General features: G+C 69.9%; 13 protein-coding genes and 3 tRNA genes. 3 read left to right on the forward strand and 13 right to left on the reverse strand.

The features are described 5' to 3' along the window. Positions 1-53: 53 nt before the first annotated feature. Positions 54-1,082: an NAD(P)H-dependent glycerol-3-phosphate dehydrogenase gene (locus QWM81_RS09455; protein ID WP_290111312.1), complete on the reverse strand. Its 1,029-nt coding sequence runs from the start codon at positions 1,080-1,082 to the stop codon at positions 54-56. Next, the gene (locus QWM81_RS09460) at positions 1,079-1,831 is read right to left on the reverse strand and encodes a lysophospholipid acyltransferase family protein (protein WP_290111313.1); all 753 of its coding nucleotides are present in this window, start codon (positions 1,829-1,831) and stop codon (positions 1,079-1,081) included. Before QWM81_RS09460 ends, QWM81_RS09455 begins: the two co-directional genes overlap by 4 nt. A 128-nt stretch (positions 1,832-1,959) precedes the next feature. Here QWM81_RS09460 and cofC point away from each other — a divergent pair, with 128 nt between their 5' ends. Together cofC and QWM81_RS09470 are read left to right on the forward strand one after the other, a co-directional pair. Further along, positions 1,960-2,739: a 2-phospho-L-lactate guanylyltransferase gene (gene cofC, locus QWM81_RS09465; protein ID WP_290111314.1), complete on the forward strand. Its 780-nt coding sequence runs from the start codon at positions 1,960-1,962 to the stop codon at positions 2,737-2,739. Between the two features lie 10 nt (positions 2,740-2,749). Beyond that, a complete protein-coding gene (locus QWM81_RS09470; RefSeq protein ID WP_290111315.1) occupies positions 2,750-2,953 on the forward strand; it encodes a hypothetical protein in 204 nt (67 codons plus the stop codon). 173 nt (positions 2,954-3,126) lie between these two features. Here the strand turns inward: QWM81_RS09470 and QWM81_RS09475 are convergent, their stop codons facing one another. From QWM81_RS09475 to leuC, 4 genes are all read right to left on the reverse strand, one after another. Further along, positions 3,127-3,798, reverse strand: coding sequence for an HU family DNA-binding protein (locus QWM81_RS09475; RefSeq protein WP_290111316.1), 672 nt, complete (start codon positions 3,796-3,798; stop codon positions 3,127-3,129). Positions 3,799-3,940: 142 nt separating this feature from the next. Next, positions 3,941-4,168, reverse strand: coding sequence for an SCO5555 family protein (locus QWM81_RS09480; protein ID WP_290111317.1), 228 nt, complete (start codon positions 4,166-4,168; stop codon positions 3,941-3,943). A 377-nt stretch (positions 4,169-4,545) separates the two neighbouring features. Next, positions 4,546-5,139 (reverse strand): 3-isopropylmalate dehydratase small subunit, encoded by a 594-nt coding sequence (leuD, locus tag QWM81_RS09485; RefSeq protein ID WP_290111318.1) that lies wholly within the window; start codon positions 5,137-5,139, stop codon positions 4,546-4,548. Between the two features lie 6 nt (positions 5,140-5,145). Then, on the reverse strand, positions 5,146-6,570 hold the full coding sequence (gene leuC, locus QWM81_RS09490; protein WP_290111319.1) for a 3-isopropylmalate dehydratase large subunit: 1,425 nt from the start codon (positions 6,568-6,570) through the stop codon (positions 5,146-5,148). Between the two features lie 187 nt (positions 6,571-6,757). Between leuC and ndgR the strand changes: the two genes are divergently transcribed. Beyond that, positions 6,758-7,474, forward strand: a complete 717-nt coding sequence (ndgR, locus tag QWM81_RS09495) for an IclR family transcriptional regulator NdgR (RefSeq protein WP_026278050.1) — start codon at positions 6,758-6,760, stop codon at positions 7,472-7,474. A 157-nt stretch (positions 7,475-7,631) separates the two neighbouring features. On the opposite strand, the gene QWM81_RS09500 is transcribed toward ndgR, so the two are convergent. From QWM81_RS09500 to QWM81_RS09530, 7 genes are all read right to left on the reverse strand, one after another. Then, positions 7,632-7,704: transfer RNA gene (locus QWM81_RS09500), tRNA-Glu, on the reverse strand. A gap of 60 nt (positions 7,705-7,764) precedes the next feature. Further along, positions 7,765-7,837 (reverse strand) — tRNA-Glu (locus QWM81_RS09505). Positions 7,838-7,858: 21 nt separating this feature from the next. Further along, positions 7,859-7,930: transfer RNA gene (locus QWM81_RS09510), tRNA-Gln, on the reverse strand. 90 nt (positions 7,931-8,020) lie between these two features. Next, complete coding sequence (locus tag QWM81_RS09515) at positions 8,021-8,740, reverse strand: HAD family hydrolase (protein WP_290111320.1); 720 nt, start codon at positions 8,738-8,740, stop codon at positions 8,021-8,023. A 270-nt stretch (positions 8,741-9,010) separates the two neighbouring features. Beyond that, positions 9,011-10,486 (reverse strand): glutamate--tRNA ligase, encoded by a 1,476-nt coding sequence (gltX, locus tag QWM81_RS09520; protein WP_290111321.1) that lies wholly within the window; start codon positions 10,484-10,486, stop codon positions 9,011-9,013. Beyond that, positions 10,479-11,255 (reverse strand): fumarylacetoacetate hydrolase family protein, encoded by a 777-nt coding sequence (locus tag QWM81_RS09525; RefSeq protein WP_290111322.1) that lies wholly within the window; start codon positions 11,253-11,255, stop codon positions 10,479-10,481. Before QWM81_RS09525 ends, gltX begins: the two co-directional genes overlap by 8 nt. A gap of 80 nt (positions 11,256-11,335) precedes the next feature. Continuing rightward, positions 11,336-11,518: a hypothetical protein gene (locus QWM81_RS09530; protein ID WP_290111323.1), complete on the reverse strand. Its 183-nt coding sequence runs from the start codon at positions 11,516-11,518 to the stop codon at positions 11,336-11,338. Positions 11,519-11,669: the final 151 nt, after the last annotated feature.

Here is an 11,669-nt window from a genome sequence, read left to right on the forward strand (position 1 = left end):
AGCGTACCCGGTCATCGGGGTCACGTCAGCGACCGCGTGGCCGCCTGTCCGCGTCAGCGCCGCTCGGGCTTGGCGGCGCGTGACATCAGCTCCTTGAGGGCCACCATCGGCGGCTTCCCCCCGTGGACGATGTCGACGACGGTCTCCGTGATGGGCATGTCGACGCCGTGCCTGCGGGCCAGATCGAGTACGGATTCACAGGACTTGACGCCCTCGGCGGTCTGTTTGGTGACCCCGATGGCCTCCTGGAGGGTCATGCCCCTGCCGAGGTTGGTGCCGAAGGTGTGGTTGCGCGAGAGCGGCGAGGAGCAGGTGGCCACGAGGTCGCCGAGGCCGGCGAGGCCGGAGAAGGTGAGCGGGTCGGCGCCCATCGCCAGTCCGAGGCGGGTGGTTTCGGCCAGGCCCCGGGTGATGAGCGAGCCCTTGGCGTTGTCGCCGAGGCCCATGCCGTCCGCGATGCCCACGGCGAGCCCGATGACGTTCTTCACCGCGCCGCCGAGCTCGCAGCCGACGACGTCGGTGTTGGTGTACGGACGGAAGTACGGCGTGTGGCAGGCGGCCTGGAGCCGCTGGGCGACCGCCTCGTCCTCGCAGGCGACGACGGCCGCGGCGGGCATGCGGGCGACGATCTCCTTGGCGAGGTTGGGGCCGGTGACCACGGCGACGCGGTCGGCCGGCACGTCGGCGACCTCCCGGATCACCTCGCTCATCCGCTTGGCGGTGCCCAGCTCGATGCCCTTCATCAGGGAGACGAGGACGGTGCCGGGGGCCAGCTTCGGCGCCCACTGGGCGAGGTTGCCGCGCAGCGTCTGGGAGGGGATGGCCAGCACGGTGAAGTCGGCACCGTGCGCCGCCTCGGCGGGGTCGGTGGTGGCGCGTACCGACTCGGGCAGTTCGGTGCCCGGGAAGTAGTCCGGGTTGGTACGGGTGGTGTTGATGGCGTCGGCGATCTCCTGGCGGCGGCCCCAGAGGGTCACCTGGCAGCCCGCGTCGGCGAGCACCATGCCGAAGGCCGTGCCCCAGGATCCGGTTCCGAAGACGGCTGCCTTGACCGGGCGGCCCGCCTTGTCGGGGTGTGTCACTTCGCTTCCTCCCCTGCGGCCTTGCGCCGCAGTTCCAGGCGGGCCTTGCGGTGATCGTAGAGCTCGGCGGGGGCCTTCTCGCCCCGTACGTCCTCCAGCAGGGCGGTGATCGCGGCCATGATGGCCTCGGTCGCCTCGCGCAGTACCTCGGGGGTCGGTTCCTTGTCGTAGAACCGGGTGAGGTCGACGGGCGGACCGGCCTGCACGATCAGTGTCTTGCGCGGGAAGAGGCGGAGCTTGTTCTCGTTGGCGTACGGCGGCATCGCCAAGTTGGCGCCCCACTGGGCGACCGGGATGACGGGCACCTTGGTCAGCAGCGCGACCCGCGCGGCGCCGGTCTTGCCGGCCATCGGCCACATGTCGGGGTCGCGGGTGAGGGTGCCCTCGGGGTAGAACGCGACGCACTCGCCCCGCTCGATGGCGGCGACGGCGGCGCGGAAGGCGTCCAGGGCGTTGGTGGTCTCGCGGTAGACGGGGATCTGGCCCGTACCGCGCAGCATCATCCCGACGAACGAACCCTTGAACAGGGCCGCTTTCGCCAGAAAGCGCGGAACCCGTCCGGTGTTGTACTGGAAGTGCGCGTACGACAGGGGGTCCAGATACGAGTTGTGGTTGACCGCGGTGATGAATCCGCCCTCGGCCGGAATGTGCTCCATTCCCCGCCAGTCCCGCTTGAACAGAACCACCAGCGGCGGTTTTGCGATGACCGCCGCAAGGCGGTACCAGAAGCCGATTCTGCGGCGGGACACTCGGACACCTTCCTCTGGACTGGCTTGCCGGGGGGTCAAGTGTCGCCCCAGGCCCCTGGTCTGTCGAGAACACCGTACGCCCCGCCTCGGACACCGTGGCTCCGGGTCGTGCCGGGGCCCGCGCCACAATGGGCCGCGACGCTCAGCGCGACGGCACGGCCGTCCCACGCCCACGGCACGGCCGTCCCACACCCACGGCACGGCCGCCGCACGACCACGGCACGGAAGGAGAGCCCGCCACGAACGCCGACCCGACCGGCTCCTGGTCCCTGGTCGTTCCCCTGAAGCCCCTTGCCCGGGCCAAGAGCCGGCTCGCCGGCGCCGCCGGCCCCCTGGCGCGGCAGCGGCTGGCGCTGGCCTTCGCGCAGGACACGGTCGCGGCGGCGCTGGCCTGCCCCTCGGTACGGGATGTGTCCGTCGTCACGGACGACGCGGCGGCCGCGCCGGTGCTGCTCGCCCTCGGGGCGCGGGTGGTGCCGGACCGCCCGGGCGCCGGACTGAACGCCGCGCTGGCGTACGGGGCGGAGGTGATCCGCGCGCGGCGGCCCGGCGCGCCGGTCGCGACCCTCAACGCCGACCTGCCGGCGCTGCGGCCCGCGGAACTGTCACGGGTGCTCGCCGTCGCCGCGCAATTCCCGCGCGCTTTTCTCGCGGACGCCGCCGGAATAGGGACGACATTGCTGTCGGCGGCGCCGGGAGTGGAATTGCGCCCGGCTTTCGGCGGGGCGTCGCGGCGCCGCCATTTGTTGTCCGGGGCGGTGGAAATGCTGCCGGCCGACGTCGCCTCCGTACGACAGGACGTGGACACCGGGGACGATCTGCGGGCCGCCCTGGAGCTGGGCGTCGGGCCGCGCACGGCCGAGCGGTGGGCGGTGGAGGTCAGCACGGCGGGCGAGAGCGCCGGATAAGCTGCCGTACATGCAGGCGACCGCGTACACGTACGACCCACAATCCCGCAGCGGGAGTGTGCTGCTCGACGACGGCACCCCGGTGGAGTTCTCCGCCGCGGCCTTCGACGCGGGCGGGCTGCGGCTGCTGCGGCCGGGGCAGCGGGTCCGTATCGAGACGGAGGGCGAGGGCGAGGCCCTGCGCATCACGCTGGTGACGCTGCAGACCTTCTGAGCGCCGCTGCCCTTCCGAGCGCTGCCGACCTTCCGAACCCTGCTGCCCTTCCGCGGAGCCGCTGAGGACGCAGCGCTGCCGAAGGGGCAGCGCTGCGTGGCACACACCGCGGGCCGGCCTCCCGGTGAGGGAGCCCGGCCCGGCGTGTGAGTGGCCCTGTGACCCTGTGCCGCTTACTTGTTCCGCGCGGTGGTGGTCTTCTTGGCGGTGGTCTTGCGCGCCGTCGTCTTCTTGGCCGGCGCCTTCTTGGCCGTGGCCTTCTTCGCCGGCGCGGTCTTCTTGGCGGTGGTCTTCTTGGCGGCGCCCGCGGTCTTCTTCGCCGTGGTCGCCTTCTTGGCGGTCGTCGTCTTCTTGGCGGCGCCCGTCGTCTTCTTCGCGGTGGTCTTCTTGGCCACGGCGGTGGTCTTCTTCGCCGGCGTGGCCTTCTTGGCGGCGGTCTTCTTGGCGGCCGCGGTGGTCTTCTTGGCGGCGGCCTTCTTGCCGGCGGCCTTGGCGATGGTGGGCGGCGGACCGGAAAGGCTGCCCTTGGGCGCCTTCTTGACGGCTACCTCTCCGCCCTTGGGGAGCTTCTTCGAACCGCTGACCAGGTCCTTGAAGCCCTGACCAGCACGGAAGCGGGGAACGGAGGTCTTCTTGACCCGCACCCGCTCACCCGTCTGCGGGTTGCGGGCGTAACGGGCCGGACGGTCGACCTTCTCGAACGAACCGAAGCCGGTGACCGAGACCCGGTCACCGGCGACCACGGCACGGACGATCGCGTCGAGTACCGCGTCGACAGCATCGGCGGCCTGCTGGCGGCCACCCATCTTGTCGGCAATCGCTTCTACGAGCTGCGCCTTGTTCACGTCTTCCCCTTCGGAGACATTGCCGGAACGAAAGTGTTCAAGCTTTTTCGCACGTTAGGCAGATATATACCGCAAATCAAACACGAAACGGGCTAATCACCCTAGTGCCGCAACGAAGTCGGCCGCCGCGGAGTTTCGAGTCTCAGTCCCCTTCGGGGAATCGGCCCTCGTCCAGGTCCTTCATCAACCGGTCCAGCCGCCTTGCCGCGCCTGCGAGATCGTGCTTCGCCGCAGCCGTGATGGCCAGCAGCTTCCGGGACAGCGTCATCCTTACGCCCTCCGGGACTTGCAGTTCGCGCACTCGGGCGTGCGCTTCTTTCAGTCGGGCTGCGACGGCCTGATAGAGCTCGAGTTGGCTGTCGCGTTCCATGCACCGATTGTGCCATCTGGGGCGAGTTGTCGCCTCCGTAGGGGGTAACTAGCCTGCTGCGGCGGCCATTCGGCGCCTACGGGATGCCCCGCGCGCCAGTCCCCGCGTACCCAGCAACTCGCTTCTGGACCACGGCACTTGGGCCGGTGGACGGGGCGCTTCGGGGCCGCCCGGTGGGGTGGGCTTCCGTGTGGCAACCGTGTCAGCCGGATGGCCCCTCACCCGCTCTGGCGCCGCCCTGCAAGGTCACTTTCAGCCATCGTCTCCACGGCCCTCGCGGCGGAGTTGACCACCCTTCGGCCGCACACACGACGGTGCCCCCGGCCGTTGATCGGCCGGGGGCACCGGGTGGGGACGCGCAGGGTGCGCGCGGGGGGTCAGACCTGTACGGTGCGCGGCTTGTACGAGGGGCGCTCGGCCTCGTACGCGGCGATGTCCGCCTCGTTCCGCAGCGTGATGCTGATGTCGTCCAGGCCGTTCAGCAGCCGCCAGCGGGCGTTCTCGTCGAGTTCGAAGTCGGCCGTGATGCCCTGGGCCCGCACCTGGCGGTCCTCCAGGTCGACGGTGATCTCCGCCTGCGGGTCCGTCTCGGTCAGCTCCCACAGCGCGTCCACGACCTTCTGGTCGAGTACGACGGTGAGCAGGCCGTTCTTCAGCGAGTTGCCGCGGAAGATGTCGGCGAACCGGGAGGAGATGACGGTCTTGAACCCGTAGTTCTGCAGCGCCCAGACGGCGTGCTCGCGCGACGAGCCGGTGCCGAAGTCCGGTCCGGCGACCAGGACCGTGGCGCCCTGCCGCTCGGGGCGGTTGAGGATGAACTCGGGGTCCTTGCGCCAGGCCTCGAACAGCCCGTCCTCGAAGCCGTCGCGGGTGACCTTCTTCAGCCAGTGCGCCGGGATGATCTGGTCGGTGTCGACGTTGCTGCGGCGCAGCGGGACGGCCCGGCCGGTGTGCGTGGTGAAAGCTTCCATGGTTGCTCAGACTCCGGCGGTCGCGGGGGCTTCGGACAGGTCGGCGGGCGAGGCCAGGTGGCCCAGCACCGCGGTGGCGGCGGCGACCTGCGGCGACACCAGGTGGGTGCGGCCGCCCTTGCCCTGCCTGCCCTCGAAGTTGCGGTTGGAGGTGGACGCGGAACGCTCACCGGGCGCCAGTTGGTCGGGGTTCATGCCCAGGCACATGGAGCAGCCGGCGTGCCGCCATTCGGCCCCGGCCTCCTTGAAGACCTTGTCCAGGCCCTCCTCGACGGCCTGGAGGGCGACCCGGACCGAGCCGGGGACGACCAGCATCCGTACGCCGTCGGCGACTTTGCGGCCGTCCAGGATGGCGGCGGCGTTGCGCAGATCCTCGATGCGGCCATTGGTGCAGGAGCCTACGAAGACGGTGTCGACCCTGATGTCGCGCAGCGGCTGTCCGGCGGTCAACCCCATGTACTTCAGGGCGTTTTCGGCGGCGAGGCGCTCCGAAGCGTCTTCGTACGAAGCCGGGTCGGGGACGGACGCGGAAAGCGGTGCTCCCTGGCCGGGGTTGGTGCCCCAGGTGACGAAGGGGGCCAGCTCGGAGGCGTCGATGAGGACCTCGGCGTCGAAGACGGCGTCGTCGTCCGTCCTGAGCGTCTTCCAGTACGCGACCGCCGCGTCCCAGTCCTCGCCCTGGGGGGCGTGGTCGCGGCCCTTGAGGTAGGCGAAGGTGGTCTCGTCCGGGGCGATCATGCCCGCGCGGGCGCCGGCCTCGATCGACATGTTGCAGATGGTCATCCGGGCCTCCATCGAGAGCTTCTCGATGGCGGGGCCGCGGTATTCCAGGACGTATCCCTGGCCGCCGCCGGTGCCGATCTTGGCGATGATCGCCAGGATCAGGTCCTTGGCGGTGACATCCTCGGGCAGCTCGCCCTCGACGGTGATGGCCATGGTCTTGGGGCGGGCCATGGGCAGCGTCTGGGTGGCCAGGACGTGCTCGACCTGGGAGGTGCCGATGCCGAAGGCGAGCGCGCCGAACGCGCCGTGCGTGGAGGTGTGGGAGTCGCCGCAGACCACGGTGGTGCCCGGCTGGGTCAGTCCCAGCTGCGGTCCCACGACGTGGACGACGCCCTGCTCGACGTCGCCCAGCGGGTGCAGGCGCACGCCGAACTCCGCGCAGTTCTTGCGCAGCGTCTCCAGCTGGGCCCGGGAGACCGGGTCGGCGATGGGCTTGTCGATGTCGAGGGTGGGGGTGTTGTGGTCCTCGGTCGCGATGGTGAGGTCGAGGCGCCGCACCTGCCGGCCGCTCTTACGGAGGCCGTCGAAGGCCTGGGGGCTGGTCACCTCGTGCAGCAGGTGCAGATCGATGTAGAGGAGGTCGGGCTCGCCTTCGGCGCGCCGGACGACATGGTCGTCCCAGACCTTCTCCGCGAGAGTCCTACCCATCGCTTTCCCTCCGGCCGGCGTGTTGTGCCGGCACCTCTAGAGATCTGTGGGCCCACGCCCGTACCCCACGTTCCACGTGCCGGACGTCGGCATCGCACCCGTTGGTCCGCGGGCCGTACGTACAGGGTGGCAAGTTCCCGGGAAATTTGAACTTGCGTTTCACAGAGTGAGACGTGAATATCGTTGCATGGACAACTCTAGCGGCGTCGGCGTTCTCGACAAGGCAGCTCTGGTATTGAGCGCCCTGGAGTCCGGTCCGGCCACCCTCGCCGGGCTGGTCGCGGCGACAGGGCTCGCACGACCCACGGCACATCGCCTTGCCGTGGCACTGGAACACCACCGGATGGTGGCGAGGGATATGCAGGGCCGGTTCATCCTCGGTCCGCGGCTGGCGGAGCTCGCCGCCGCGGCCGGTGAGGACCGCCTGCTGGCCACGGCCGGACCGGTACTGACTCATCTGCGTGACGTGACCGGGGAGAGCGCGCAGCTCTACCGGCGCCAGGGCGACATGCGTATCTGTGTCGCCGCGGCGGAGCGGCTGTCCGGACTGCGGGACACCGTGCCGGTCGGCTCCACGCTCACCATGAAGGCCGGCTCCTCGGCCCAGATCCTGATGGCCTGGGAGGAGCCCGAGCGGCTGCACCGGGGCCTCCAGGGCGCGCGCTTCACGGCGACGGCCCTGTCGGGCGTACGGCGCCGCGGCTGGGCCCAGTCGATCGGTGAGCGCGAGCCGGGCGTAGCGTCCGTCTCCGCGCCCGTGCGGGGCCCGTCGAACCGCGTCGTGGCCGCCGTGTCGGTCTCCGGGCCGATCGAGCGCTTGACGCGCCACCCGGGGCGGATGCACGCCCAGGCGGTGATCGACGCGGCGGCCCGCCTGTCGGAGGCGCTGCGCCGCTCGGGCTGATCCCCCGTCCCTGCCGCCGGCTTCCCGGTTCACCGCTTCAACGCCGCAGCGGTGGGCCGGAGTTGGCTTCCTCGCTTCCGTACGGCCGTACGCCCGCGCCCTGACCACGTACAACGAAGAAGCCCTCCCCTGCTGGGGAGGGCTTCTCTCGTCAACGTACCCCCGACCGGATTCGAACCGGCGCTACCGCCTTGAGAGGGCGGCGTGCTAGGCCGCTACACAACGGGGGCCCTAGCGATCCTGCATCGAGATCATGGGTGCGACCCAGACGATCTCGCGGGAAGGATCTGTACCCCCGACCGGATTCGAACCGGCGCTACTGCCTTGAGAGGGCAGCGTGCTAGGCCGCTACACAACGGGGGCTTTGCAGATGAGCTCTGCGAGCTGGCCTACCAGGACTCGAACCTAGACTAACTGAACCAGAATCAGTCGTGCTGCCAATTACACCATAGGCCACCAAAACGCAACCCCCGGTGAGGGATTTTGTTCGGGTTACGCTTCCGGGTTCCGGGCTTTCGGCCCGCTCCCCTCGGCGCAGAAAGAACATTACCCGAAGGAGTCCGGGGCTCCAAAACGGGTATCGCCGCGCAGCAGGCCCGGTAGCTGGGCGAGACTGGTGATCCTTCTGAGCTCGGGACGGCCGCCGAGCCCCGTGCGGTCCAGCCAGATCCCGGTGAGCCCGGCCTCGACGGCGCCCCGGGCGTCGATGTCGGGCTGGTCACCGACGTACGCGACGTCCGCGGGCGGCAGCGCGAGTGCGTCGCAGGCGGCGTGGAAGGCGGCCGGGGCGGGCTTGGCCACGCCCAGCTCGGCGGCGCACAGCAGCGCCTCGAAGCGGTCACGGACGCCCAGGACGCGCAGCTTGCGCTCCTGGTTGTGGACGGAGGAGTTGGACAGCACGGCGTGCCGGTAGTCAGCCGCCAGGAGCTCCAGCACGGGCAGGGCGTCCGGGAAGAGCGCCCAGGCGGCCTCGTAGTGGCTCATGTACCGCTCGAACCAGGCGTCCGCCTCCTGATCGCTCAGCGGCTCTCCCAGGAAGTCCCGCACCCGGTCACGGCGCTGCTCCTCGAACCCGACGCCGCCGGCCTCGAAGCGCCGCCAGTGGAGGCTGGTGAGCTCCTTCCAGCGCGCGAGGGCCTGGTCGACGGAGTCGTACCCGTCGACCAGGCCCTCGGCCCGAAGATGGTCCAGCATTCCGGCGCGGTCGGCACTCGCGTAGTCGAAGATCGTGTCATCGATGTCCCACAGGACCGCGCGGATCGGCATGGGCAAACGGTACCGCCGGGCACCGACTCAGCTGGGGGTTCGGGGGTTATCCCCCGAATGGCACAGTATCGATGTCCCACAGGACCGCGCGGATCGGCATGGGCAAACGGTACCGCCGGGCACCGACTCAGCTGGGGGTCCGGGGGTTATCCCCCGAATGGCACAGTATCGATGTCCCACAGGACCGCGCGGATCGGCATGGGCAAACGGTACCGCCGGGCACCGACCCTGCTGGGGGTTCGGGGGTTATCCCCCGAAACAGCACAGTGGTTACGCGGTCAGCTTCGCCAGGGCCGCGTCGATGCGGGCCAGCGTGCGGTCCTTGCCCAGGATCTCCAGGGACTCGAACAGCGGCAGGCCGACCGTGCGGCCGGTGACCGCGACGCGGACCGGGGCCTGGGCCTTGCCGAGCTTCAGGCCGTGCTCCTCGCCGGCGGCCAGCACCGCGTTCTTCAGCGACTCGGCGCTGGTCCAGTCCGCGGCCTCCAGCTTGGCGCGGGCCGTGCGGAGCAGGGCGTCGGAGCCCTCCTTCATGGCCTTCTGCCAGGACGCCTCGTCCTCGACCGGCTCCTTGCGGAACAGGAAGTCGACATTGGCCGTGATGTCGGACAGGACGGTCAGGCGGGTCTGGGCGTACGGGGCGATCGCCTCCCAGGCCGCCTGGTCGAAGTCCTCGGGCTCCCAGTTGGCGTGCGGGGCCTTCAGCCAGGGCTCGCAGGCGGCGGTGAACGCCTTCACGTCGAGCATGCGGATGTGGTCGGCGTTGATCGCCTCGGCCTTCTTCAGGTCGAAGCGGGCCGGGTTGGCGTTGACGTCCGCGATGTCGAACTTCTCGACCATCTCGGCGACGGTGAAGACGTCCCGGTCGGCGGAGAAGGACCAGCCGAGCAGGGACAGGTAGTTGAGCAGGCCCTCGGGCAGGAAGCCGCGCTCCCGGTAGAGGTTGAGGGAGGACTGCGGGTCGCGCTTGGAGAGCTTCTTGTTGCCCTCGCCCATCACGTACGGGAGGTGGCCGAAGGCGGGGATGGACTTGGCGATGCCGAGTTCGATCAGCGCCTTGTAGAGGGCGATCTGGCGCGGGGTGGAGGACAGCAGGTCCTCGCCGCGCAGCACGTGGGTGATCTCCATCAGCGCGTCGTCGACGGGGTTGACGAGCGTGTAGAGCGGGGCGCCGTTGGCGCGGACGATGCCGTAGTCCGGGACGTTGTCCGGGGTGAAGGTCAGCTCGCCGCGGACGAGGTCGGTGAAGGTGATCGGCTCGTCGGGCATCCGGAAGCGGACGATGGCCTCGCGGCCCTCCTCCTCGTACGCGGCCCGCTGCTCGGCGGTCAGGTCGCGGCACGTGCCGTCGTAACCGGACGGACGTCCGGCGGCGCGGGCGGCCTCGCGGCGCTCGTCCAGCTCGGTGGCGGTGCAGTAGCAGCGGTACGCGTAACCGCCCGCGAGCAGCTTGTCGGCGACGTCCCGGTAGATGTCCATGCGCTGCGACTGGCGGTAGGGGGCGTGGGGGCCGCCCACCTCCGGGCCCTCGTCCCAGTCGAGGCCGAGCCAGCGCAGCGAGTCGAGGAGCTGCCGGTAGGACTCCTCCGAGTCGCGGGCCGCGTCGGTGTCCTCGATGCGGAAGACCATGGTGCCCTGGTGGTGGCGGGCGAAGGCCCAGTTGAACAGGGCGGTGCGGACCAGACCCACGTGGGGGTTGCCGGTCGGCGAGGGACAGAAACGTACGCGGACGTCTGCGTTAGCCACGCTTGATCACCTTGTTGGTGAGAGTGCCGATGCCTTCGATGGTGACGGCGACCTCGTCGCCGACGTTGAGCGGTCCGACTCCGGCCGGGGTGCCGGTGAGGATGACGTCGCCCGGGAGCAGTGTCATGGCCTCGGTGATGTGGACGACCAGGTCCTCGATGGAGCGCACCATGTCGCTCGTACGGCCGAGCTGGCGCTGTTCGCCGTTGACGGTGCACTGGATCGTGACGTCGGTGGGGTCGAGCTCGGTCTCCACCCAGGGGCCGAGCGGGCAGGAGGTGTCGAAGCCCTTGGCGCGGGCCCACTGCTTCTCGCGCTGCTGTACGTCACGGGCGGTGACGTCATTGGCGCAGGTGTAGCCGAAGACGACGTCCTTGACGCGCTCGCGCGGGACCTCGCGGCACATGCGGCCGATGACGACGGCGAGCTCCGCCTCGTGGTGCAGCTCGTTCGAGAAGGAGGGGTACTCGATGGCGTCGCCGGAGCCGATCACCGAGGTGGTGGGCTTGAAGAAGGCGACCGGGACCTCGGGGACCTCGTTGCCGAGCTCCGCCGCGTGCTCCGCGTAGTTGCGGCCGATGGCCACGACCTTGTTGGGGAGGACGGGCGGCAGGAGCCGGACCTTGCTCAGCGGGACCTTGGTCCCGCTGAGTTCGAAGTCGGTGTACGGAATACCCTTGATGATGTCGAGGACGAGACTGTCGGGGTCTTGGCCCTCGACCGCGCCGAAGGCGACATTGCCGTCGATGGAGAACCTGGCGATGCGCACGGGATGCCGTGCCCCTTACTTCCGCTGACTGGAGTCTGACGCTCCAGGCTAACGCGGCAGCCGCACGCCACCTGCCCCGATTACCGTGCGGCGGTGACCGGGGCGTCCATCAGGGTGGTGCGGCGCGGGTTGGCCGTGCTGGCGGGGAGGTCCACCGAGTGCTCCGGCTGCTCGCCCCGGTCCAGCTCGCCGGCGTCGGCCAGGTGCAGCAGGGTGGTGCGGCGGGGGTTGGCGATGCTGCGGAACGTCATCGTCGTCTTCATCGGTGGTTTCAGACCTCGGTGTACGGGCGCCGGTGAGGCGCCGGTGGACAGGTGCGCCGTCTATGTAAAGCGTCAGGCTAAACATGGGATTCCCCGTGAATGCCGGTAGATGGCAACGATCTCTGTGTGAGTTTGCTCACCTCGTTGGTGA

The sequence above is a fragment of the Streptomyces ficellus genome (assembly GCF_030406405.1).
Taxonomy (GTDB): Bacteria; Actinomycetota; Actinomycetes; order Streptomycetales; family Streptomycetaceae; genus Streptomyces; species Streptomyces ficellus_B.